This is a genomic window from Coraliomargarita parva (genome assembly GCF_027257905.1).
GTDB classification, from domain to species: Bacteria; Verrucomicrobiota; Verrucomicrobiia; order Opitutales; family Coraliomargaritaceae; genus Coraliomargarita_A; species Coraliomargarita_A parva.
The window spans coordinates 1-24447 of record NZ_JAPZEI010000007.1; the positions used below are offsets into that span (position 1 = coordinate 1).

Annotated in this window: 22 protein-coding genes and 1 tRNA gene; 3 read left to right on the forward strand and 20 right to left on the reverse strand. The window is 57.1% G+C overall.

Annotated elements, in window-relative coordinates:
* Window positions 1-152: 152 nt before the first annotated feature.
* Window positions 153-1127 (reverse strand): adenylate/guanylate cyclase domain-containing protein, encoded by a 975-nt coding sequence (locus O2597_RS11500; protein WP_269524947.1) that lies wholly within the window; start codon window positions 1125-1127, stop codon window positions 153-155.
* 452 nt (window positions 1128-1579) lie between these two features.
* Between O2597_RS11500 and O2597_RS11505 the strand changes: the two genes are divergently transcribed.
* Together O2597_RS11505 and O2597_RS11510 are read left to right on the forward strand one after the other, a co-directional pair.
* On the forward strand, window positions 1580-3877 hold the full coding sequence (locus O2597_RS11505; protein WP_269524949.1) for a sodium:solute symporter family protein: 2298 nt from the start codon (window positions 1580-1582) through the stop codon (window positions 3875-3877).
* 402 nt (window positions 3878-4279) lie between these two features.
* Complete coding sequence (locus O2597_RS11510) at window positions 4280-4525, forward strand: hypothetical protein (protein WP_269524951.1); 246 nt, start codon at window positions 4280-4282, stop codon at window positions 4523-4525.
* A 165-nt stretch (window positions 4526-4690) separates the two neighbouring features.
* Here the strand turns inward: O2597_RS11510 and O2597_RS11515 are convergent, their stop codons facing one another.
* The 3 genes from O2597_RS11515 to O2597_RS11525 form a co-directional block, all read right to left on the reverse strand.
* On the reverse strand, window positions 4691-5938 hold the full coding sequence (locus O2597_RS11515) for a type II toxin-antitoxin system HipA family toxin (protein ID WP_269524953.1): 1248 nt from the start codon (window positions 5936-5938) through the stop codon (window positions 4691-4693).
* Window positions 5939-5940: 2 nt separating this feature from the next.
* The gene (locus O2597_RS11520; RefSeq protein ID WP_269524955.1) at window positions 5941-6153 is read right to left on the reverse strand and encodes a helix-turn-helix domain-containing protein; all 213 of its coding nucleotides are present in this window, start codon (window positions 6151-6153) and stop codon (window positions 5941-5943) included.
* A gap of 266 nt (window positions 6154-6419) precedes the next feature.
* The gene (locus tag O2597_RS11525; protein WP_269524957.1) at window positions 6420-7772 is read right to left on the reverse strand and encodes a mandelate racemase/muconate lactonizing enzyme family protein; all 1353 of its coding nucleotides are present in this window, start codon (window positions 7770-7772) and stop codon (window positions 6420-6422) included.
* Between the two features lie 92 nt (window positions 7773-7864).
* Here O2597_RS11525 and O2597_RS11530 point away from each other — a divergent pair, with 92 nt between their 5' ends.
* Complete coding sequence (locus O2597_RS11530) at window positions 7865-8005, forward strand: hypothetical protein (protein WP_269524959.1); 141 nt, start codon at window positions 7865-7867, stop codon at window positions 8003-8005.
* Window positions 8006-8255: 250 nt separating this feature from the next.
* Here O2597_RS11530 and O2597_RS11535 read toward each other — a convergent pair whose 3' ends face one another.
* The 16 genes from O2597_RS11535 to O2597_RS11610 form a co-directional block, all read right to left on the reverse strand.
* Window positions 8256-9578 (reverse strand): BaiN/RdsA family NAD(P)/FAD-dependent oxidoreductase, encoded by a 1323-nt coding sequence (locus tag O2597_RS11535; protein WP_269524961.1) that lies wholly within the window; start codon window positions 9576-9578, stop codon window positions 8256-8258.
* A 75-nt stretch (window positions 9579-9653) separates the two neighbouring features.
* Window positions 9654-10487 carry a CHAD domain-containing protein gene (locus O2597_RS11540; protein ID WP_269524963.1) on the reverse strand — a complete coding sequence of 278 codons (834 nt, stop codon included), beginning with the start codon at window positions 10485-10487 and terminating at the stop codon, window positions 9654-9656.
* Window position 10488: 1 nt separating this feature from the next.
* Complete coding sequence (locus O2597_RS11545) at window positions 10489-11199, reverse strand: cytidylate kinase-like family protein (protein ID WP_269524965.1); 711 nt, start codon at window positions 11197-11199, stop codon at window positions 10489-10491.
* 287 nt (window positions 11200-11486) lie between these two features.
* Window positions 11487-13382: an ATP-binding cassette domain-containing protein gene (locus O2597_RS11550; RefSeq protein ID WP_269524967.1), complete on the reverse strand. Its 1896-nt coding sequence runs from the start codon at window positions 13380-13382 to the stop codon at window positions 11487-11489.
* A gap of 95 nt (window positions 13383-13477) precedes the next feature.
* On the reverse strand, window positions 13478-14530 hold the full coding sequence (locus O2597_RS11555; protein ID WP_269524969.1) for an aldose epimerase family protein: 1053 nt from the start codon (window positions 14528-14530) through the stop codon (window positions 13478-13480).
* A 23-nt stretch (window positions 14531-14553) separates the two neighbouring features.
* The gene (locus O2597_RS11560; RefSeq protein ID WP_269524971.1) at window positions 14554-15408 is read right to left on the reverse strand and encodes a universal stress protein; all 855 of its coding nucleotides are present in this window, start codon (window positions 15406-15408) and stop codon (window positions 14554-14556) included.
* Between the two features lie 31 nt (window positions 15409-15439).
* The gene (locus tag O2597_RS11565) at window positions 15440-16927 is read right to left on the reverse strand and encodes a SulP family inorganic anion transporter (RefSeq protein ID WP_269524973.1); all 1488 of its coding nucleotides are present in this window, start codon (window positions 16925-16927) and stop codon (window positions 15440-15442) included.
* A 591-nt stretch (window positions 16928-17518) separates the two neighbouring features.
* Window positions 17519-17595 (reverse strand) — tRNA-Arg (locus tag O2597_RS11570).
* An 89-nt stretch (window positions 17596-17684) separates the two neighbouring features.
* Window positions 17685-18053 (reverse strand): hypothetical protein, encoded by a 369-nt coding sequence (locus O2597_RS11575; RefSeq protein ID WP_269524975.1) that lies wholly within the window; start codon window positions 18051-18053, stop codon window positions 17685-17687.
* A 71-nt stretch (window positions 18054-18124) separates the two neighbouring features.
* Complete coding sequence (locus O2597_RS11580) at window positions 18125-19132, reverse strand: tRNA dihydrouridine synthase (protein WP_269524977.1); 1008 nt, start codon at window positions 19130-19132, stop codon at window positions 18125-18127.
* Between the two features lie 121 nt (window positions 19133-19253).
* Entirely contained in the window at window positions 19254-19700 is a 447-nt protein-coding gene (locus O2597_RS11585) for a bifunctional nuclease family protein (protein ID WP_269524979.1), read from the reverse strand.
* Window positions 19701-19878: 178 nt separating this feature from the next.
* Window positions 19879-20538: an SOS response-associated peptidase gene (locus O2597_RS11590; protein ID WP_269524981.1), complete on the reverse strand. Its 660-nt coding sequence runs from the start codon at window positions 20536-20538 to the stop codon at window positions 19879-19881.
* A gap of 156 nt (window positions 20539-20694) precedes the next feature.
* Window positions 20695-21678, reverse strand: a complete 984-nt coding sequence (locus O2597_RS11595) for a hypothetical protein (protein ID WP_269524983.1) — start codon at window positions 21676-21678, stop codon at window positions 20695-20697.
* 106 nt (window positions 21679-21784) lie between these two features.
* The gene (locus tag O2597_RS11600; protein WP_269524985.1) at window positions 21785-22639 is read right to left on the reverse strand and encodes an aldo-keto reductase family protein; all 855 of its coding nucleotides are present in this window, start codon (window positions 22637-22639) and stop codon (window positions 21785-21787) included.
* 2 nt (window positions 22640-22641) lie between these two features.
* Window positions 22642-23271 (reverse strand): dTMP kinase, encoded by a 630-nt coding sequence (gene tmk, locus O2597_RS11605; protein WP_269524987.1) that lies wholly within the window; start codon window positions 23269-23271, stop codon window positions 22642-22644.
* 3 nt (window positions 23272-23274) lie between these two features.
* Complete coding sequence (locus tag O2597_RS11610; protein ID WP_269524989.1) at window positions 23275-24390, reverse strand: PfkB family carbohydrate kinase; 1116 nt, start codon at window positions 24388-24390, stop codon at window positions 23275-23277.
* Window positions 24391-24447: the final 57 nt, after the last annotated feature.

The following is a 24447-nucleotide window of genomic DNA, read 5'->3' on the forward strand; positions in this document are numbered from 1 at the left end:
TGGTCCCTTCCAAGGCTAAGAGCCCGGAAGGCTTTTTCGAGTCCTTCCTCCGACGAGTTTTAAGGACCCATTCTCGGAAGGACTCAAAAAGCTGGTGAAGTATCGATGTAACCTACAAGGGGAGGTGTCTGCGCTTGTCGCAGACGGAGGGGTCAGTCCTCGTCCTCGTTGACGAAGGACCAGATATTGTGGCGGCCGTAGGGTTTGATGTGGGCCACGAATTTCTCCTTTTTCAAGTGCAGGGGAATGTTGGGGACGGCGCGGTCGACATAGACCCGGTTGCCCGGGCAGGCGCTGCAAAGTCGGCTGGCGATATTGATTGGACGGCCGATGTAGTCATGGCCGGTCTCCAGATGGGAGGCCAAGCCGAAGCAGATGCCGGCGCCGATCATTTCCGGAGCCCCGTGGGTGAAGTGGGGGCTGTCCTGCACGATCTTCCACTTGTGCCGGAGACTCAAGGCCGCGGTCAGGGCGACATTGACGGCGATTTCGCGGTCGGCCGGGCTGGTTTCCCAGATCGCCAGCATGCCGTCGCCGAGGAACTTGGTCATTTCCGGGGGAAAGCGCTGGAGCGAGTGGTTGGCCATGTTGTAGAAGGCCGACATCAGGCCGCAGATGTAGGGCGACTCGATATTGGGCTCCTCGCAGAAAAGGCTGAATCCACGGATGTCGATGACCAGGGCCAGGATTTCACAGGGCTTGCCGAATTCGACGTCCGGTTCGGTATTCTCGATAAAGGGGTAGGTGCTGTAGATCTCCTCCTCGAACTGGTAGTAGTTCGCCTTGTTCACCGAATCGCTGTAGAAACTGAGCCCCTGCAGGTAGCGGTCGTAGGTGACCGGGCGGTATTGCAGCTCGGATATCCCGTAGCCTTCGGTGTGCTGGGTCCGGCTCGTGTAGAAACGGGCCGAATACTTGCGGACCTTGTTTTCACGGCCTTCCAGCCGCTTTAGCACCTTCGAAACATCGGGCTCATCCAGTACCAGAAAGGAATCAAAGCCATCGACCGTGAAGTAGGCATGGCGAAATTCAGGATGATTGGTCTGGAAACGGCTGCAGATGTCCCAAAAATCCCGAAAATTCAGATTCGGGATCGGGTAGTGCCGTCGTATGATGCTGGATGCCATGGAGTCGCTTGCTAATCTCGGATGCTGGGACAGGGGAATCAAGCCATTATGTCGCAGTTTGGGGACTGGTCGTGACTTGGCGAAAACAAACTGATGTAAACGGAGTGGCAGTTCGGCTTCGTCGCGCGCTACATTTACCTCTTGGAGGTGGATGATTGCCTGGAGCGTTTGAAGCAAGCCTCCGCCGTATTGGCCCCGATGCTTTCCGCCCTGCGTTCAGCGAAACAGACTTATTAGAAACGTAAATACTAGGGCCGATATTTCTCGACTCTTTACTAATCGACACCTCTTATGGCCAGCTTATTTGATGCCCCGGCCCTTGGTCACAGGCATCAGGTAAGTCTATTACTGTATTCATGTCTTCTTATTTCATCAGTCTCCCCCGAATTGGCGTTTTGCGTGTTCACTCATGCCTTATGCACGAACGGGTCGGCCGATAGGGTTTATCTGTTATGCATTGGATCGATTGGGTTATCACGGTAGTTCCTGTTACCATTATTTTATTTCTGGCGGTATACAGCCGTAAGTATGTGCGGGGGGTCGTCGACTTCCTGGCGGCGGGACGTGTGGCCGGTCGCTATGTGCTCTCTGCGGGGGACATGACCGCTGGCTTGAGCGTGATCACGCTGGTGGCGCTGGTGGAATCCAAATATCAGGTGGGCTATGCCTTGACCTTTTGGGAATACCTCACGGTGCCGGTGGGGATCATCATGGGCTTGACGGGCTATTGTCTCTATCGCTTCCGCGAGACGCGCTCCCTGTCGATCGGTCAGTTCCTGGAGATGCGCTATAACAAGCCGTTGCGTGTCACCGCCGCGACGATCCGCACGATTGCGGAGATGGTGACCAATGCGATCGGTCCGGCGGTGGCGGCGAACTTTTTCATCTACTTCCTGGGCTTGCCGCACAAGGTGATGATCTTTGGAATCAATATGCCGACCTTCGGCTTGATTGTGGCGGCATCGCTCTGCCTGTGCATGGTGGTCATCTGGCCGGGTGGCCGGATCTCGCTGCTGATCTCGGACGCGTTCCAGGGCCTGATGTGCTACCCGATTTTCGTGATTCTTGCTGGCTATATCCTGCTGCACTTTGGTTGGCATGATACGATCGGGCCTGTGATGATGGACCGGGTCAAAGGACAGAGTTTCATCAACCCATTCGATATCGAGAAGCTGCGTGACTTTAACATCTTTGCGCTCTTCGTAACGATTATGGGGAGTGTTCTCAACCGGGCCAGTTGGATCGGTAACGACACGACCAGCAGCGGTCGGACCCCGCACGAGCAGAAGATGGCCGGCATCCTTGGGACCTGGCGTAATCTGTATGCCGGTTTGATGATGCTGATGGTGGCGGTGATGATCATCGCGCTGATGACGCACCAGAAGTTTGCGGACGAGACTCACGAGATTCGTCATGAGCTCATGGGCAAGGTGGCCTTGGAAGCGGTGCCCGATGCAGCCTTGCGCGAGCAGCTCAATGCCAACTTGGCGGCGCTCCCTATCGAGCGCCATGAGATCGGAGTGGACGCCCCCCTGTCTCAGGATCGGAATATCGATACACCCTATATGGAAACGGCACTGGAGACCCTTGGAGGCACTCCGGAGGGGAATCTACAGTATCAAAAATTCCGCACGCTTTACCACCAGATGATGTTGCCGGTGGCTTTGAAGAACATTCTGCCGGTCGGCCTCATGGGCTTGTTCTGCTTATTGATGATCATGTTGCTGATCTCGACCGACGACTCGCGGGTTTTCAATGCATCCTCGACGATCGTGCAGGACATCGTCATCCCGTTTTTCAAGAAGCCGCTCACACCGAAGCAACACCTGCTTCTACTGCGCCTGACCTCTGTCGGCGTCTGTCTTTTCTTTTTCGTCGTCTCGATCTTCTTCGTGCAGATCGATTACATCATCATGTTCACGACGATCATGTGTGCGCTCTGGTTGGGCGGAGCCGGTCCGATCATGATTTTCGGTCTTTACAGTCGTTTTGGTAATACGGTTGGCGCGTTCGGGGCCTTGATTTTCGGTTCCGGGCTCTCGGCGGTCGGACTCTACATGCAACGGAATTGGGCGGAGACGGTCTATCCTTGGCTCGTATCCCATGGCTGGGAGGTCTCAGTCGGGCATTTTCTGGAGGCTGTTTCCCGTCCCTTCAATCCCTATATCATGTGGGAGATGAATGCGGTGAAGTTCCCCATCAACTCCTACGAGCTGTATTTCATGGCCATGGTTTCCGGGATTTTGGCTTATGTCATTGGATCGGCTCTAACCCAGCGCAAGCCCTACAATCTGGACCGCTTGCTTCACCGCGGGGTATATGACCTTTCCAATGAATACAAGGAGCCGTTCAAGTGGGGTCTGCGCAGCTTCTATAAGAAGCTGATCGGTATCACTCCGGAATACACGCTGGGTGACCGCATCATCGCCTGGTCGGTCTTTGGTTACGCAATCGTTTATAAGTTCGGTTTCTGCTTCATCGGGTCGCTGATCTGGAATGCGATTAAACCATGGCCGGTCCAGTGGTGGAGCAACTATTTCTTTATCACCAGTCTCTGTGTCACGTCTGCGCTCGGTATCGTCTCGACTTTCTGGTTCCTGATCGGGGGCATTATCGACATTCGGAAGCTCTTCCGTGATCTGGCCGGCCGCGTCGACGATCCGCTCGACAACGGTATGGTCGAAGGGCACGTCTCCCTCGTCGACAAAAAGGCATTCGAAGAACGCACCCACGAGCCGCAGGACGATTAATGCCGAACTTTAGGATTCGCGGCCCCGATGCCTGTCGGGATTTGGGCCGCGGACCGTTCTATACCGGCTGCGTCCGGCTAGTGTGGTGTCAGCTAAGTATCTTACATTATAAGTTGGCGTCAACGGAGTCAGGGCATCCTGCCCTGATATGATAGTGTTGCGAGGGACTAGGGCGGGACGCCCTATCTCCGTTAGCTTTCACCACTTCGAAGAACGAGGTGTATTTCTGAAGCTTACTTCGCTGACACCACACTAGAGCAAATTGCATAAAAATAGTCGTGTTGGCTGGGCTGTAATTTGCTCTAGCAGATCACGATTTCCTGTCGTGGCTTGCCGGGCTGAATCGGGATGGATAAGCCGACTGTCCAAGCATTCCGCACTCGAGGTTGGTTCCCCAATTCGATGCAACTACTCCAATCGCTCAAAGACTCGGCCAATGGACTCATTATTTTCATTAGTCCATTACAACCGGAACTCAATGGGAAGCCCCGGGCCCTGGATGCCAAAATCCTTTATGCCGATGATGAGAGCCGGGAATCCTATACCAGCCGGAAATGGTTTCTCAGCCCGGGACAAAAGAACATGATGATCCTGACTGCCGACCCTGCGAATCCGAATCGGTATCAGCTGACATCGATCCGTTATTGAGTTTCTCATGAAACCATGAGGGTGTTGGTATTCGTTTTAAATTTCAGCCAAGGCCAGCCCTGCGATGCGTCCCGTCGTCCAAGCCCCTTGGAAGTTGAATCTTCCTGTAATCCCATCGTAATCGATGCATTCTGATGGTCCACGTGCAGACCGCATGTTGTTGAGTTAATGCAGTATTCTATCTGAACTCAATATGCTCCGAAGGCTCATTGAGTGGTCGGAGATGACCTGTTGAACCTTTGTCTGTGTCTCGTTTTGAGGGGTCTGGCACGCGTCATTGAGTCGATCAATAAATTGCAGCGCCTGCCTACGGGCTTGAGTTGCTGAAAATCCGATGGCTTCCCAATAAAGATCCCAATCCCGAATGCGCAGTTCGCTCGGAAGATATGACTTGCCTATTTTCATGGCCATTTTGGCAGATAGCTCCGGGTAGCAAGCGGTGCAGATCAAATCGTAGAAGGGGGCAAGGCGAGTGGAGTATGTTTCTGAAGGGGCAGAGTAAAGCAGTGAGAAATTTTTACCATGGGCATCGTTATTTCCAATCAGGTAGTTGAAGAGCACCGCGTTGGAAAGCTGTAGCAAGTCTCTGGCGGGATTGGCGGACACCTTACGGATCAATTGAAAGCATTCGGACAACCCCGGGCCTCCCTCTGTCTGGTATTTGGTTCGACTTGGAATTCCCAGCGCTTGGCAGAAATCCTCTTGGTGGAGGCGATGGATCTTTGCATCTTGCTGGATTCGATCATATCGCTGAACCAAGAGGCACTTGTGGGGACCAAATTGTTTGGCTTCAGCTTTACATGTGGTGAGTCCCACTTCAGCTGCGAGTTGAAGGCAATAGGCTTCATTCTCGACCAAGCCGGGAAAGCGTTCGATTTCCGGTTTAAGGATGTGTGTGCTGGGGGCCTCGTGTAACGGGATTGCATAGCCCGAGGCGTCTAGTTTAAGGGCGACCTTATTCTGAGCGCCTGCCAATGAGAGCCGAATCTCTGACTTGCCTGCCAGTAGGGGGCGTTGCGGCAACTGGTCCAGAATTCGTATCAAGTCGCTTTCCGAAATCGCCTCGTAGCGGTTTGATTCCGGTTCGGGGTTCGCTTCAACTGGGATTAAGGTGACCGATCCTGCGCATTCACCACCGATCTCCTTCAGGAGCGCGAAATCGTTTCTAGCTGTTATCCCAAGGTTTCTGGCGATGACTTCACGATTATGTTCCTCCGGGAGGAGTCCTCCAAAAAATGAAATGCACTCCCGTTCATTGAACGATTGGCTCTGCAGCGGGAGTGACTGCGAGAGGGGACGTGCTTCACTGTTGGCCAGCCATTCCGGTTTATAACTGAATGCGATACGACCATCCGCACCCTGTTCGAGGCAGCCGACTTCGTTCCCCTGTAAAATGACCTTCAGCTGCTTCATCGTCATAGAACGAGTTCGATCCGAATACCTAAAGCTGCTGCGACGTGGATCGCTTTTCCGATTTGGCAGGTTGCCTTCCCATTCTCCAAATCGGAGATGAATCGGGGGGCTGTGTTTGCGGTCAATGCCAGTTCCTGTTGAGTCAGACCTTGGGCCTTACGTGCTTCCCGGATCGACTTCCCAAACTGCTCGGAATTCTGTATGTTCGCTTTCATTACTGATCGGTAATATTTCTCTAAGTTAACAGTTTTTCAAGCTTAATATTACCGTTCGGTATTATTGCTGCGCCTGCAACCCTGATAGACCTACTTCATTACTGATCGGTAATATACTCTCATGGGCCGGGTATTATGGGCATGACCCAGCTAAACTCAGTCCTGCAATGCGTCCAGTCAGTCGTCCATGCTCCCTGAAAGTTGAATCCGCCTGTGATACCATCGTAATCGAGGCATTCGCCCGCGAAGTGGAGGCCGGGAACGCACTAGCTCCATTGCCGATCGTTGGCCCACTCTTTGGCCCACTCGTCAGTTGGAGCCCATGCCTCGGGGAAATCCGGGTGCAGTTTTTCGGCAATCAGTTCTTCGTTCAGTGCTTCGATGCCGAGGCCGGGTGTATTCGGCACTTGGATATAGCCGTTGTTAATCAGAGGCGAGGGGAGGCCGATCGCCAGATCTTGCCACCAGGGGATGTCGACGGAGTGGACTTCGAGCGCCATAAAGTTGCGGGTGGCTGCGGCTACGTGGACCGCTGCCATGCAAGCAATCGGGCTTTCAGCCATGTGGATCGCCATGGAGACGCCGTAATCTTCGGCCATGTCTCCGATCTTTTTGGTTTCGAGGATGCCTCCGGTGGAGAGCACATCCGGATGGGCCACCGCCAGATTGCCGGACTTGAGCAGCGGTATGAAGTTCTCCTTCAGGTAAATGTCCTCACCGGTGCCGATAGGAACAGTCGTGGCGTTTGCGAGGCGTGTGTATTGCCCGGTCATTTGCCAGGGGATGGGATCCTCCATCCACGCCAGGTTGAACTTCTCCAGGCGCTTGGCCAACTTGATACAGTCCTCCAGCGGAATGTGCCCGAGGTGATCGATCGCCAGTGGAATCTCATAGCCAATTTCGGTACGCACATCGGCCATGTATTGCTCCAGATAGTCTAAACCTTTTTCAGTTAGATGGATTCCGGTGAAAGGGTGGGCCGTATTGAACAGGTCGTAGGCTTCTCCGCGCATGGCACGTGGATCGATGGAGCCACCCGGGGTGCTGAAGACCGTCTTCTTGTATTCTTTCATCTTCTCCAGGAAACCCAGCGGTGCACTCAGGCAACCCGGCTGGTCGATCAGTAGCTCCAAGCCCAGGTCCATCTTGAGGTAGGTGAAGCCCTGAGCCATGCGTGCCTTCAAGGCCTTGCCCATATCGCGTCCACCGCCTTCCGAGTCGGTGTCGCAGTAGATTCGGATCTGATCGCGGAACTTCCCGCCCAATAACTGCCAGACGGGGACGCCCCAAGCCTTGCCGGCTAAATCCCAACATGCGACCTCGATGCCGCTCACGCCACCGCCTTGTCGGGAGTGTCCTCCGAATTGTTTAATGCGGCGGAAGATCTTCTCTACGTTGCAGGGGTTCTCGCCGATGATCCGGCTCTTGAGCATGGCCGCATAGGTTCGGCTGGATGCATCGCGGACCTCCCCATAACCAACGATACCTTGGTTGGTATAAAGCTTGATGAGTGTGCAGCGTTTGGGTGCGCCGTCGATGTCGGCAAAGCGCATGTCTGTGATTTTCAAGGTAGCGGGATCCAGGTCGCTAACGGTGTTTGTCTGATTGGTTTGAGTCATGGTGTTTCCTTTTCTGGCCATCAGCGTGATGCTTGGAAAACTCTGGTCAAAATAATATTGATAAATAAATTACCAAATATGATAATTGAAGAATGGCTTCTTCACAAACCATTCCGGCGCTCCACAAGGCGGTTTCGATTTTAGAATATCTGGCAGACCGGAACGACGCGGTTCCCGTCAAGGAGCTGAGTTTCGCGCTCAAGATCCCCCGCCTACTGTTCCCGCATGGTTAACACGCTGCTCGCTCATAACTGGCTCTGTGAAGAGCCTGCTTCGAACTGGGGCAATACCACCCGTCGATTTTTGCTTGTTCGGTTCCACTGCAACTGACGAAAACGGATCTGGTGTCACTTACCGCGGTCGGCTGGCCCGAGGACTAGTCGATGCGACCGGTAAGCGTGTTCAGCAGGTTCCGTTGATTCTAAAAGACGAACTCTTGACCTTGCATGCTCAAACAGTGCATAAGGCTGGTGTTCAAGTCGCCTACGAGATTGTGACCGTTTTGGATGATTGAGTCATTGCCAAACCCGCGATGCGTCCGGTCGTCCAAGCCCCTTGAAAGTTGAATCCGCCGGTGATGCCATCGTAGTCGATGCATTCGCCCGCGAAGTAGAGGCCCGGGACGATTTTGCTCTCCATCGTGCGCCAGTCGATTTCATTCCGGGAAACGCCGCCGCAGGTGACGAATTCGTCCTTGTTGGTGGTCTTGCCCTGAACCTGGTAGCGGCCTTGGACGAGTTCGTTGACGAGGGCGGTTTCGGCTTTCTTGGGGATTTGTGCCCAGGTGCTTGTTTCCTCGATGCCGGCGGCTTCGGTGAGCTTTTCCCAGAGACGGCGGGGAATCGAATCGAGCGGGGTATTCTTGACGCGTTTCTTTCCTTCGACGGTACGGAGCTGCTTGAACTGCTCGCGTAGTTCATTCTCGGATACGTCACCCAGCCAGTTGACGTCGATTTCGAAATGATAGTCCTGCTCCTGCAGGCTGCGGGCTTCCCATGCGGACAGCTTGAGGATGGCGGGACCGCTGAAGCCGCGGTGAGTGATGAGGAGCGGGCCGGTCTGAGAGGCGGGGGCCTTCTTGGAGGCGGCGGTTGAGGACAACCGCCCTCCCAGGGAGACAGTTGCGTGCTGGACGGAGAGGCCGGCGAGCTGGCTGATGCGCTTGTCGGAAACGTTGAAGGCGAAGAGCGAGGGGGCGAGGGGCTCGATGTGGTGGCCCAGGCTTTCGATGGCTCGGACGAGGGGAGAGGCTTTGAGGGATCCGCTGGCGATACAGACCTTGTCGGCACGGTCGAAGCAGGCGTCGGTCCGCTCCAGCGTGAAGGTGCCGTCTTCTTCGGGGGCCAGTGTCTGCAGGCCGACACCTTTCAGCAGTTGAACATTGTGCCGTTTGGCTTCGTTGAGAAAGCAATCGATGATGGTCTGGGAGTCGTCGGTGACGGGGAACATGCGACCGTCGTCTTCCTTCTTGATTCGCACGCCGCGCTCCGCGAACCAGTTGAGCGTGTCCTGTGGCTGCCAGCGGTGAAAGGCGGCCCGCAGTTCGCGGGCACCCCGCGGATAGTAGGCGGCGAGTTGTTTGGGATCGAAGCAGGCATGGGTGACGTTGCAGCGTCCCCCGCCGGATATCTTGACCTTAGACAGGTACTGGCGGCCGCGCTCGTAGATCGTGATCCGCGCCTGTGGGTTGGCCTCGGCCACGGTGAGTGCGGTAAAGAAGCCGGCCGCGCCGCCCCCGATGATGGCGATGGTCATCGTCTTTGTGGCTTCTTTGCTCGCTTGACTGGCTGCATGGGCTCCGCTCATGGCCCTTTGTCTGACGTTCTATAACCGGCTAGACAAGCATGGATGGAGGTCTCGTCGGAGCGGGGAAGCGTCCGTTCAAGCGGTTGCGACATTTAAGGGGTCGAGGGCGCGCTGTTTCTTGCCCAGGAAATGGCTGAGGCTACGCCGTTCCGTCGGAGTCAGGCAGGTGCTTGCCAGGGGGGGCAGCATCTCGCGGGCAAGATCGCAGTCGCGCGCATCGCTGAGGGTGCTCTCTTCGGCTTTGATGGATGCCAGATATTCGTCCGTGAGTTCCAGGCGTTCCTTGAGGAAGATACTTTGATAGAAGCAGTCCTTGAGACGCTTTCGCCAGTTGTGGAGGTGTTTCTCGGTCGGGGCCTCCATGCAGCTTTGCCGCGCTTTGTCTTTGCTTGCCTCGTAGTTGAGAAGGTTCTTCTTCAAACTTTTCCAATTCACGCTGCTAAGGTCGAGTTTGTGGAAGCGCTTTCCGGCCTGCTTGAGCTTTTGGGCGAAACGCTCCTGGAGGAGGCGACACTCCTCCTCGCCGGGAAGTGCCGCCGGCTGACTCTTGATTGCATGAATCAGTTTGCTCAGCGCCCGGTCCAGGACCGGACTGCGTCCCAAGGGCAGTTCGCGGTTCCATTGCTGCAGCAAGTCCAGCAGGACTTCGCGGTCACGCAGATGGTGCAGCTTGCGGGATGCTTTGCCCAAGGTTTGGTCGATCTCCCTGCGTTCTTTGTCGGGGACGATGCCTCGGAGCAGCCTCAGGAGGGCGCGCAGGCGCTTGACTGCCTTCCGGGCTTCGTGCAGGCCTTCCGGGTTCGATTCCGGGTAGTCGGCCAAGACCGATACGGCCTCCCCGCAGAGTGCATCAAAGCATTTGCGGATTTGAGGGGCCGCTTTCTTTTGGGCTGCCAACGCGAGCTTCATCCTAGCGGATCTGTTGGCATTTTTCGCAGAGTGCGCTGGCGATCAGGCCTGCTGCTGCTTCATCGTTGAGATGGTCGGTGTTGACGATCAGGTCGTAGTGGGTGGGCTCGTCGATGTCGCTGTTGTAGTGCTTGCGTACGTAGCTGGCCCGGGCGTTGTCTTCATTGCGCAGGATGGTTTCGGCCTGCTTGGTGCTGACGTTCGCGCGGTTCATGACTTCCTGAATCCGCCGGTGCTTGGAGCCGACAATACGGACCTTGAGCACTTGCGGGAAAGCCTTGGTGATGAAGTTGCCGCCCCGTCCGACCAGGATGCAATGCCCTTCATGGGCGAGGCGCCTGATGGTATGGACGCTGTCCTCGTAGAGACTCCAGAGGGACGGGTGGCGTCCCAGCAATTCATTGATGGTGGACTGATATTCGCTGACGGAGCCGTCTGGCATGAATTGGGCCAAATGTTCCGGCAAATTGTGGTCACGCAGGATCTGGCGCACCAGATCGTGGTCGTAGAGGGTCCACGGGTTTTCTCCGCCCTTGTTGCTTTCTTCGAGAATCGTGACGAGGCGCTCACAAACCGCGGCACCACGGGAGCCGGTTTGCCGGGAAACGGTCACAGCGGGGATGGTTTGGCTGGCCGTTTGGCTGTGATCCGGATTAAAGAGATTGGCGGCCACATAGGAGCCGCATCCGCGGGAGCTGGTAGAGGTAGACATGGCGTGGATCGGGGTTGGGGTGAAATGTATCTGTGAACTGATTCAGCTGTTTTTCCGGCAATGGCTGGTTGTCTTAACCGATAGTTATTATTTAAGCCGATTTGGCCGTTTTTGCAATGGAAATCGGTGGGTCGCCGGAGGTGCTGAACCCTTGGTCAACTCATGTATTTATTTCGAACCCCTCCGTCCGCGGCGAGCGCGGACACCTCCCTTTTGCAAGGTGAGGAGCTTTTCACCGTGGAACAGACATTCTTGTCTGTTTTCTACATAGTCTGGCTGTTGGAGCTTTAGGACTCCAGTGCGCTGAGGGCTTCCCATTGCTCGTAAGCGGCGAGGGTCTCGGTTTCGAGGGCTTCGAGGCGGGCGGCGTCTTTCGCCGGGTCGTTTTTGGGGTCCTGGTAATACTCGTTGGTCGCCATTTGGGCGCTTAAAGCCGCATGCTCATTCTCGAGCTGCTCGATACGGCCGGGCAGGGTTTTGAGTGCCTCGCGCTCCTTGTTGAGTAGTTTCCGCTTTTGCGGTTTGGCGGGTTCTGTCTTGGGTGGGGGGGACGAGGCTTTGGGGGCTTCCGGCTTTTTCTGCCTGGCCTCGTAGCGCTTGAGCCACTCCTCGCAGCCGCCGACATATTCGGCGATCTGGCCGCCGCCTTCGAGCGCGATGGTACTGGTCACGACATTGTCGAGAAAGCTGCGGTCATGGCTGACGAGGAGCAGGGTACCGTCGAAATCGAGAAGACGCTCTTCCAGCAATTCGACCGTTTCGATATCGAGGTCGTTGGTCGGTTCGTCCAGTACGAGGACGTTGGCTGGTTGTAGGAAGAGACGGGCAAGGAGGAGACGCGCACGTTCCCCGCCGGAGAGCTTTGTTATGGGGGATCGCGCGGCGTGCGGGGTGAACAGGAAGTCCTGCAGATAGGTCAGGATATGTCGCTGCTGCCCGTTGATCGTAACGGTGTCGCTGTACGGGCTGACGTTTTCCATCACACTGAGAGATTCGTCCAACTGGGCGCGGTGCTGGTCGAAGTAGGCGACTTCGAGCTTGGTCCCGTGGGTGACACTGCCGCTGTGAGGCTCCAGTTGCTTGAGCAGGAGGTTGAGGAGGGTGGTTTTACCGGATCCGTTGAGGCCGACGATGCCGATCTTGTCGCCCCGCCAGATCGTGGTCGAAAAATTGCCGATGAGCGGTTTGTCGTCCCACTGGTAGCTGATGTCATCGACCTGGATGACCTTGCGACCGGACAGTTGACCTTCGTTCAGTTGCAGTTGGCTCTTGCCCTGTTGGTTCCTGCGCTGGGCCCGCTCTTCGCGCATCTTGAAGAGTGCGCGGACGCGGCCTTCGTTGCGGGTACGACGGGCCTGAATCCCCTTGCGGATCCAGACTTCCTCTTCAGCCAGTTTCTTGTCGAAGACGGCCTGCTGTTTGGCCTGAGCCGACAAGAGTTCGGACTTTCGGGTCAAGTAGGTGTCGTAGTCGCAGTTGAAGGAAGTGAGGCCGCCGCGGTCGAGATCCAAGATGCGGTTGGCCACCCGGCGTATGAAGGCACGGTCGTGCGAGACGAATAGCAGGGTGATGTCCGCCTTGCGGAGAAATTCCTCCAGCCATTGGATCCCCGGAATGTCGAGATGGTTGGTCGGTTCGTCCAGCAGGAGGATATGCGGGTCGGTGATCAGGGCGCGGGCGAGGAGTGCACGGCGCTTATTGCCGCCGGACAGGCTGTCGAACCGGCTGTCGCCATCAAGCTCCACCCGGTCGAGGATATTTTCCACCTTATGCTCCAGCGTCCAGGCATCCTTGCGGTCGATTTCCGCCTGTAGCGTGTCCAGTTTGGCCGCAAGGGCTTCATTGCCCGGGTCTTCGGCGTAGGCGTGGGTGAGTTGGTGGTATTCGGCGACAATGGCCGCATCCGGTCCGAGGCCGGATGCCACGAGATCAAAGACGGTTCCTTCAATCTCCGCCGGCACTTCCTGATCGAGTTTGGCTACACGTAGGTCGGGAATCTGTTCGATCTCTCCCTTGTCCGCTTCGATTTCACCGCTGAGGATCCGGAGCAGGGTGGACTTGCCTTCACCATTGCGGCCGATGAGGCAGACACGCTCACGCTTGTCCAAGGTCAACGCCGCATCGTCCAGCAACTTGGGGCCGCTGAATGAGATGCTCAGGTTACGGTAGCTTATGAGGGACAAGGTGGTGTTGTTTGTTGAACGTTGATCGTTGATGGGCCAAAGAGGCTGGTAGCTCGAACCAACCAACATATCAACGCCCAACTTTCAACGGATGCTTAACCTTCCGTGCTGAAGCGGTACAGCGTGGTGGACTGGAAGACTTCACCGGGCTGGAGGAGCGCGCCGCCCATCTCCGGGAAATTGACACTGTCCGCGTAGTCCTGGGTTTCCAGGCAGAGCCCGTCGCAGGGTTCGTAAATGACGCCGCCTTTGCCTTTTTCCGGCTCCTCATCGGAGAGGGAGAGCCCCGCGTAAAACTGGACACCGGGTTCGGTGGTGAGCGTTTCCATCACGCGGCCGGTGGTCGGTTCCTTGACGATGGCTGCCAGCTTTGGCTCTTGCGTCCGCCCACCATCGAGGAAGAAATGGATATCGGCATTGCCGACCACCAGTTCCTTGAGGTCACCGAGCACGACAGGCTGGCGGTAGTCGTTGAAGCCTGCCACGACGGGATCACGGCGGCCGATTAGGGTCGAGTCCTCGTCCACCGTGGCCACGGCATCGGCGAAGATCTGAACGGAGTGTCCCAGTACCTTGCCCTTGTTCTGTCCGAGCAGGTTGAAATAGGCGTGATTGGTAATGTTAAAGGGGGTGGTTTTGTCGGTGGTGGCCGTGTAGGTGATCTCGAGGGAATTGTCCTCCAGCATGGCATAGGTCACCGAGCAGGTCACGGTTCCCGGGTAGTGGTTGGTACCATCCGGGTCGGTATAGCTGAGCTTAAGCCTCTCGGTACCGTCGATTTTCACGATTTCGGCCGCCCACAGGCGCTTGTCGAAACCGACTTCGCCGCCATGCAGGCTATTCGGGCCGTTGTTGATGGCGAGTTGATAGTCTTTGCCATCGAGGCTGAATTGTCCCTTGCCGATCCGTCCGGCGACGCGCCCGGTGATGCAGGCAAAGGAGGGGTGGCCGTCGAGATAGCCCTGGAAGTCGTCTTTGCCGAGCAGGATATCCTCCAGCTTCCCGTCGCGGTCCGGTACACTCAGGCTGACGATGATGCCGCCGTAGTTGGTGACGGTTGCGCTCAAGCCGTTTGAGTTGGCCAAAGTGAAGAGGGAAACGGATTCGCCGGTGGGGAGTTTGCCGAATTCTTGGGATGTGATGCTCATGGTTTGAGCAGGAATAGGCCTGATCAGCGGAAGAGCAATACGGGAATCTTCACTGTACGGATCATTGCAGTCGTGGTGCTTCCCACGATAAGCTGACGGATTCGGGAGTGCCCGTAGGCTCCCATGACCAGCAGATCGACATTGTCCTGGGCCACAATTTCGCCGATCACTTTTTCCGGATCGCCTGCGCGCTGCTCGATTGTGACCTCAAATCCGGCGGCCTTAAGTGTGGCTTCGGCCTGGGCGAGAGCGGCCTCCACCTTGGCATTACCGGCGCCAACGTAGAGCAGATAGCAATGCATGCCCTTGAGTAGCGGGTTGGCGGCGACATATTCGACCGCTTTCTTCGAGCTGGATCCGCCATCAAAGGCGATGACAAAGCGATCCATTGGGCTGAAGGCACGGGCGGCCACCAGAACCGGGTGTCGGCAACTGCGGATGACCCGTTCGAGGTTGGAGCCCAAGTGTCCGGTTTCGAAATTGGCGTTGTTGCCGCGCTTGCCGATGACGACGAGGTCGGCGTCACTTTCGTAGTTGTCGATCGAATCGCTCAACTTTCCATGCTTCTGCTCGGCGGCGACCTTGGCGACACCGGCTTCCTTCAGTTGCAGTTCCGCATCATCGAGTATGGCTTGGCCTCGTTTCTGGGCAATACGGGCATTGGCGGCTTCGAGCTCGACCAGTTCCTTCAGCAGATGATCCCGGGCGTTGAATCCGATACTGCCGCTGTAGTCGGTTTTCACCGGAGCCTCGTGATGCGGGTTGAGCATGTGGAGGACATGGACGCTGGCATCCATGCGTTTAGCCGCCCATGCGGCGTGTTGGTAGACACTGGGGGCGTAGAGGGAACCGTCGGTACAGGCGAGAATGTTTGGCATCTTATGGATCGGTTGAGGTTGGGGATACAGATTAATGACCGCCGAGTCCTTCCAGGGCGCCGGGCTTGTCGTGTTTGGCGATTTGGAGCACGAGTGTCTTGCTGGCCTCGTTGAGGCCAACGATCTCTACTTCAGTGCCTTCACGGCGGAATTTCAAGACCACACGGTCGAGGGCGTTGATCGCGGAGAGATCCCAGAAGTGCGCCGCCGACACATCGATCGTGACTTTTTCCAGCACTTCCCGGAAATCAAAGGCCTCGCTGAAGGTACTGGCGGAGACAAAGAACAGTTGTCCACGGATGGAGTAGGTGCGCTCGGTTTTGCTGACTTCCAGCTTGGAATCGATTTCCAGCAGGCGGGACACCTTGTAGGCGAAAAAGAGGGCGCTGAGCAGGACGCCGGCCCCGACGCCGTAGGCCAGGTTGTGGCAGAGCACGGTGACCAGGACGGTGGTCAGCATTACGCAGCTGGAGGTGCGGTGGTGGACCTTCAGAGTTTTGAGCGATTCCCAGCTGAAGGTACCGATCGAGACCATGATCATGACGGCGACCAATGCGGCCATCGGAATCTGGCGCACAAAGTCGTCCAGGACCAGGATCAGGATCAGCAGGATGATGCCCGCCGCAAAAGTGGAGAGGCGTCCGCGGCCGCCGGATTTTACATTGATGACCGACTGGCCAATCATGGCGCAGCCAGCCATGCCGCCGAGAAAGCCGGAGAGGATGTTGGCCACGCCCTGGCCGCAGCATTCCCGGTTCTTGTTGCTTCCGGTGTCGGTGAAGTCGTCGACGATGGCCGCGGTCATGAGTGATTCCAGCAGGCCGACGATGGCGAGGGAGATGGCATAGGGGAAAATGACCTGCAATGTTTCCCAATTGAGGGGGATTTCGGGCAGCAGGAAGACCGGGAGCGAGGCGGGCAATGTGCCCATGTCTCCGACTGTTCTTAGGGTATCGCCCCAACCCATGAGCATGGAGAGTGCGGTCAGGAGGATAATGCAGACCAGTGGTGAAGGGACTGCCGTGGTCAGGCGGGGCAGTCCGTAAATGATCGCGAGTCCCGCTGCCACCATGGCGTACATGAGAAGGCCCTGCTCATGGAACTGCGGCAGTTGGGCCATGAAGATGATGATGGCGAGGGCATTGACAAAGCCGGTCACGACCGAACGGGATACGAAACGCATCAAATTCCCCAATTTGAAGACGCCGGCCAGTATTTGAAAGATGCCGGTGAGAATGGTGGTTGGCAGCAGGTATTCCAGACCGTGGTCGCGTACCAGTGAGACGAAGAGCACGGCCATGGCACCGGTTGCGGCGGAGATCATGCCCGGACGTCCGCCGAGAAAGGCGATCACGACTGCGATACAGAAGGAGGCGTAGAGGCCGACCTTGGGATCGACGCCCGCAATGATGGAGAAGGCGATCGCTTCCGGGATCAAGGCCAGGGCCACCACGGTGCCGGCGATGAGATCCTTGCGCGGATTGGAGAACCATTCGCGGAAATAATTGCTCTGTGTCATAGTGAGTTGCTGAAAAAAAGAAACCGCCTCCGCAGGGGAGACGGTTTCAAACAGGAAAATAGATTCGAAGAAAATTAGGGTAAGGGGGCCTTTAAAGGGATCGTGGCGGTATTGTGAAGGCTAAAATGGTTGAGACGGTGCGTTGTTGGGGGAGGGCAGGATGGGTAGGGCAGGATGCCCTACCTCCGTTGGTTGTAAGAGCGGAGGCGGTGCGTCCCGCGCCGCTTGTGTTGTAAGGGTAGGGCAGGATGCCCTACCTCCGTTGGTTGTAAGAACGGAGGCGGTGCGTCCCGCGCCGCTTGTGTTGTAAGGGTAGGGCAGGATGCCCTACCTCCGTTGGTTGTAAGAACGGAGGCGGTGCGTCCTGCGCCGCTTGTGTTGTAAGGGTAGGGCAGGATGCCCTACCTCCGTTGGTTGTAAGAGCGGAGGCGGTGCGTCCCGCGCCGCTTGTGTTGTAAGGGTAGGGCAGGATGCCTTACCTCCGTTGGTTGTAAGAGCGGAGGCGGTGCGTCTCGCGCCGCTTGTGTTGTAAGGGGTGCGGTGTCGGGACAAAAAGAAAGCCCCTCGCTTTCGCGAAGGGCTTATCAAAAGTGGCACACCCGAAGGGACTTGAACCCCTAACCTCTTGATTCGTAGTCAAGCGCTCTATCCAATTGAGCTACGGGTGCATTTGGGAAAGTTCGGGATAAAGGCAAAGACTCCGTCCCAGATCAAGCAGAACTTTCAAAAAAGTTTACCGAATCGCCACAGAGGCGGTTTAGACGTAGAGTTTAACGATATAAACCATAATGGCGGCGACTGCGCCGAGGGCCAGCAAGACCCACCAGAGTTTGTCGGCCAGCGCCGGCTTGCGGTTGATCAGGGCGATCAATCCGCCGAGGGCCAGCCAGATCACGAGTTTGACCAGGATCCAGGGCGCGCTGAAGCTGTAGCCCAGCTTGGAAATCATGGCGAAGCCCGCAACCAGGATCAGGATCAGGCCGATCCCGCTGGTGATGGATCCGAGCTTGCGGACCTTGGTGTCTTCGGTGTTACCGGCCAGACTTCGGGCGAGAAGGGCACCATAGCCTGTAAAGACCATGAGGATGCCGATGATGTGGAGGACTTGGTAGATATATACAGGCATAGTAGCTCTAAAGAGGCACAGCCCCGCGAAAAGACAAGCCCTTTAGGGACATCTACTTATGAGAAGAGGTATTACAGGCTGCAGCCCTTCGAGGTCTCGCAGTTGGGCCGGGCCACCAGACCCTTGATCGGTTCGTCGGGAAAAGGCTGCTCGGCTTTGCCGCCGTCGACCAGGTGACGATCGCAAATTGCGTCCATTTCCGCCTTGGTCTTGGCACGGCGCATGTCGTGCATGAACTGGCCGTTGGTATCGACGCCGAGCCCCACGAAATTGAGGAATTTCTTCAGATGGTTGACGTGGTAGATCCCCGTGCGGTCCGGGATGGTGGTGGCCTCGAAGAGGTCTTCCACATACTGGCGGACATCGCCGAGTGTGGGCTGAAAGACAGGTTTGCCTTCAAAATGCTCCCGTAACTGACGGAAAATCCATGGATTACGGATACAGGAGCGTCCGATCATGAGGCCTGCGCAGCCGGTCTCGTCCAGAGTCCACTGGCCTTTGGCGAGCGAGGTGATATTGCCGTTGGCCAGAACCGGAATCTTGAGGCGTTTGACGGCCCGGGTGATGTATTCGTAGTGCACTTCGCTGCGGTAGGCCTCCTTGACCGTTCTGGCATGCAGGCTGAGCAGGTCGACCCGGTGCTTTTCAAGCAGGTCGAGGATCTTCTCGAAATGGATGTCGCTCTCGAAACCGATCCTCATTTTTACGGTGAAGGGGCCCCGGACCGCGGCGCGCAGGCAGCCGAGAACCTCGTCGATCCGAGCAGGGTCCCGGAGCAGACCGCCTCCGACATTCTTCTTGTAAACCTTGGGGGCGGGGCAGCCCATGTTTAAATCGATGCCGGCGACGGGCAATCCGGCCGCCTCAATGGAGGCGACTGTGCGTTCCAGATCGGGCAGGCTTTCCCCGATCAGCTGGGCAAATACCGGGCGCCCGGTTCCGTGGTGGAGAATGGAATCGACGATGTGCTTCTCCAGCGTGGAGTGCTCGTGGACGCGGAAGTACTCGGTGAAGAGCAGGTCCGGCGCACCATATTGACCCAGCAGCCGCATAAAGGGCAGGGTGGTGACATCCTGCATGGGCGCCAGAGCGGTCGCCTTGGTGGGAATATTGAGGGTTGTCGGTTGAGCGTTGATGGCAGCCTCCTGAGATTTTGAGCAGCGAACGAAAAACGCTCCGCGGCCAAGAAGCAACGCCCAACTACTCCTCGTTTTCCTTGAGGATCTTCTCTAGGATCTCGGTCATGTCGTCGACCGCATCGATGACCGAGCGGGCGGTGTACATCGGCTTTTGGCAGATGAGCGCGAGCACGATCGAGTCGCTGGGGCGCGCATCCAACTCGACGATCTTGTGCCCCAACTCGTTTTCCATGGAAATGATCAGCCGGGCGTAGAATGTGCCGTTGTTCACGTCGTTAATGACCACGCGCTCGACTTCGGCACCGAGCCCGTCGAGAATCGTGACCATTAGGTTATGCGTCATCGGACGCTCCAGTTCCTCGCCGTTGACTGCGCGCTGGATGGCTTGCCCGATGCCCTGATCCACATAGATGACGAAAGTCTTTTCCTCATTGCCGAGGAAGACGGCGCATCCGTTGGAGGTGGGCATGACGCCTTTGATTTGAACTGGCACAACGCTGTGACTCATTGGTCCTTAAGATGGTCCCTAATACGGCTGTCTTCAAGTGTTTTGGCGAAAGAGTCCGCTTTTGAGGAAATCGGGCCAGATTGAAGGGGCCTGCCGTAGGCATGCGTTCTTTTCTCTGAATCTTACTCCCTACGCAGCAAGGGATTAGGATTCAGATTAAGAGTAAGAGTCGGGATGCTTAGAAGAGCATCATTTGGTCGTCGGTCAGGGGGGCGGTTGCTTCCACGAGACGGCTGTCGTTGTTTCGGCTGCTATTGACCCGTTGCGAGACGGTGTGGGAGAACAGGTTGCAGTCGGCAGCCAGGCGGACCGCTTCGGTTCGCGGCAGGCGCCCCTGAATCCATTCGCCGGTGCAGGACTGGGGGAGAATGACCGGCATGCGGTTGTGTACCCCGCTGACACTTTGGTTGGCGGCGGTGGTCAGGATGACACAGGATGCGGGATTTTCGTCCAGAATGGACGGGAACCAAAGGCCGGCATAAAAGAGAAGTTCCCCCGACTCCGGGTAGAAATAGTAGGGTTGCTTGGTGACCCCGTCCTGGTACCACTCATAGAACCCGTTGGCGGGGATGAGGCAGCGGTAGTCCTCCCAGCTTTCGCGGAAGCGCGGTGAAGTATCCGCTGTTTCAATACGGGCATTGATATGGAAATTCTGCGGTGTGCGCAGGCCCCATTGCATCATGCGGGGCAATCCCGGAGCCGCGCCATCGGCGGTGAGGGACAGAACCTCGCGACCGGGGGCGATATTGAAGTCCGGCTCGTAGCTGTCCGGCAGCTCACGGCCGATGGCCTCGGCGAGCTTCTTTTTATTTATGTGGAGTGTATATCGTCCGCACATCGCCGGATGAAATGGAGGTGAGAGTGGTGTTGAAGATGAGAGTGCCGGTACGCCCTTGAGCGACCTTCCTAAGTATCTGAATGCTAGCGCTTAAGATTGCAATCATTTCATGCCCCCGGAGCGGCCGGATTGGGCCGTAATCTCCAGTTGGCAGGGTCAGCGGACGCTGGTCCAGATCCGGAGGGATTGGAGGAAGAAGAGCTCGAGCGCGGCGGCCTGGTTGAAATTGAGCTCCAGCAAGCCGGCACAGTGTTCGAGTTGCTGGGTGGCCTGTTGCAGAGCGGGAACGGGGAACTCGCCGGGGTTGGCCTCGGCCAGATCGCGGGTGAACAGGGCGGTGGCTTTCTCGATTTCACCGAACAATTGCTTGCGGAAGCCCTTGCTCATGCCGGCTTCCATGGCGGCCTTCTCGTCGTCGGTGGTATGCTCCGGCAGGCTTTCCTTCTGTGCGGCCCATGCTTCGGCGGTCATGCTGTCCAGAATTCCCTGGAAGCGGGTATTCAGGCCATAGGCCCCGAGTACGATATGGGGAATACTGTCGCGGTTGGGACCTTCGATGAGGCGAATCAGCCAGCTCCGGTAGTCTTCCTCCCACTGGGCCCAGTCCGGGTGTCGGATATTCTCCATTTCCGCGGGAATGCGGAAATTCAGGCAGCGGCTGCGAATGGTGTCGAGCAGGTCGTAGGGGCGGGTGGTGAGAAGAAAGAGCGTGGTGCCATCTGGCGGTTCCTCCAGCGTCTTGAGAAAGGCGTTGGCGGAGGGGCCCATCATACGGTCCGCTTCGAAGATAATCCCGACTTTTCGCCCCCCTTGGTTGGAGGTCTTCTGGATGTCGATGACAAGACGGCGCATCGTGTTCTTGGGCCATTCGCCCTGGACCCGTTCGCTTTCGGAACCGATACGAATGAAGCGTGCCTTGCCACTGGGCCGGAGGATGAAGCAGTCCGGGTGTCCGAAGGGGTCCCCTTTGGCGGCGAGAAGCTCCTTGCTGATGGCCCGTACGATTTGTTCCAGGCTGGCGAGGCTTTCACCATGCAGGAGAATGCCGTGTCCCAGTCGGTCCTTGCTCAGCGAGCGCTCGAGCACTTCGACCGCACGGCTGTTGCGCAGGATTTCAGGGAGGGCATGGCTTATTTGCATGGATCGGATGGTTCGTTCGTATCAGCGGAAAATGGGAAACTGTTCCGCATGCTGCCGCGGTGATGCGTCAAATCAAACCGATTCTCGAAATCTTGCCGAAGTGGTATTAATTCCGGATTTCCAGAATACGCCGGACGGCTTCTTCGGGCAGGGGGGCAGCGCTGTCGGCCAAATCGAGGAAGCGCTGTAGATGCTCCGGATTTTTCGTGCCCCCGATTGTGGTGCGCACATTGGCATGGTGTCGGGCAAAGCGCATGGACAGTTCGACCAAGTCCTGGCAGCCGAGTTCGGAGGACAATTGCTCCAGCCGCCGGAACTTGTCCTTCAAGCCGTCATCCGCGCCGCTACCGGCTCCCAGATAACCGCCCCCGAACACGGAGCGCAGGGCCAGGGCGGGAAAGTCGGGCCGGGCTTGCAGAAAGTCATGCACGGTTCCGGGGAGTTCATGCTGGATCAGGTTCTCGTAGAAGATGACCCCGTCAAAAAGGCCCTGTTCGAGGGCGGTTCGGGATTCCGGCGCACGGTCTTTCTGTAGATAGAGCAGTGCCTTGCCGATCTTGCCTTCCTGTTTGAAACGTTCCACCAGCTCCCGGCGTTCGTCGTTCTGCATGAAGCCGTCGACAATGCTGGAATCGGCCGGCTGCATGTAGACCAACTGGATCAGGTCGATACAGTCGACGCCCAAGCGGCGCAGGCAATCTTCCACTTCAAAGCGGACGAGGCGCGGTTCGGCGTCGCGTATCTTGATAATCAGGGGAGGACGCTGTGCGGGAGCCTCGTCGAAGGCCATGCGCAGGACCATATAGGTGAAGCCCTTGTTGTAAGTCGGACTGCTGTGAAACCAGACGCCGGCATCCATGGCTTGGCGTGCGACGGCAATGTCGGATTTAAGGTCGAGCGGTTCCTGACCGAGGGACATGGAGCCAAAGGTGAACGGGCTGAGTTCTGGGAATCCGGGCATGATTACAACTTGAGTTTGGCTTCGACCGCCGACCAGATCTCCGCCTCGATCGCATCGATGGTTTGGCGGCCGTCGATAACCAGGAAGCGGTCCGCTTCGGCCTCGGCGAGGTTCAGGTAGCCTTGCCGGACGGCATTGAAGAAGGCCAGCGACTCCCGTTCCATTCGATCGGGCCCTTCGGCCCGTGCGTGGGCCCGGGACAGGCCGGTCTCCGCGTCCAGATCGATCAGGACGGTGAGGTCGGGCTTGGTCGTTCCGACGGCGAACCGGTTGATGCTTGCGACATCGACAGCTGCAAGTTTACGGGCGACGCCCTGATAGACCGTGGTCGAGTCCATGAAGCGGTCGCAGAGCACACACTTGCCGGACATGCGTGCCGGTTCGATTAATTCACGGGTGATTTGGGCTCGGCTCGCGGTGAATAGCAGGAGTTCCGCTTCCGGGCACATGGCCTCGCCGGCCGGGTCATGCTGCAGGAGATGACGGATGGCTTCGCCGAGCGCTGTGCCACCCGGTTCGCGCGTCTGCACGACCTCCTGACCAACGGCTTGCAAGCGCTCCGACAAACGGCGGATCTGGGTGGATTTACCGCAGCCTTCCGTACCTTCGAAGCTGATAAAAAGACCGGCCACCCCTTAGTCTTCCCAGTTGCTGATAAAGGTGGCGATTTCGTCGAGCGAAGGGCTGACTGCGGTGCGGACGTAGAAGCCAGAGGTGGAAACCGCGACAGTGAGGGCTGCCAGCGGGGACATTCCCAACATGCGGGCGGTGACGAAGCCGGAGTTGAAATGGTCGCCGGCACCGGTGGTGATCTTCGGCTTTTGGCAAAGGGGGCCGGCGGCGTAGAAGCTGCCTTCCTCCGTCGCACAGACGGCACACTCCACCGGGTGGATCACTACGGTATCGACCTTCAGTGTCTCGCGGATACGGACGGCCATGGCTTGGAGGTTTTCCGGGTTCTTCTCCAACTTCTCGAAGCCCAGCAGCTCGTCGATTTGCTCGGCTTCACGGTAGTTCAGGCCGAGGATCACTTTGCCGAAGGCCTCAAACTTGCCGAAAATATTCAAGACTGCGTGCAGGTCCTCGCGGGAGCGCTTTTCCGGGTCGGCCAAGTCGAAGAAGAAGATCCGGTTCGGGTTGGGCTTCACATGGGGAAGGAGCCGGTTGAGAAAATCGTTAAAGACGTCGGAGAGGTAGGGGATCATGGTCCAGTTGACCATGGCGATGCAATCGGACTCCCCGAATACCTTGGCCAATTCGTCTGCACCCATGGCGCCGACGATATGCTCGTAGTTGATTTCATCGAGGCTGGCCATCATGCCGAGCATGATCTTGCCGTCTTCAAACTCCGCGGCGTGGGTGATGCCCGGGTCTGTAATCGATATTGCGTTGGTCTTCTCGGCGAATTCCTCGAAAACGGGGTGGATGTATTCCTTGCCCAGTGCCCCCAAGTACGTCACCTCGACGCCCTGTGCATACTGTGCGTTGGCCATGATGGGCCCGTTGCCGCCCAGTTTTTCAACCACCGGCGCGAGCTCGATGTTGGCGCTTTTGCCTGCGGCGGAGCTGATACGCGCCCCGAAATCCGCAATCGTGGGGATGGCTTTGAAATGTTCACCCGGACCGTAACGCTGATCGACGGGATGGACAATCTTGTCCACGAAACCGTCAATACCAACCAGGGCTTTTTTACAGCCGACGGAGGCAGCTTTATCTTTCAGTTCTTTTAGGGTCAGGGTCTTATTATCCATAGCGTAATTATCTAGTCGAGCGCATGATTAAACCTGTTAGCATTACGGGCAAACACT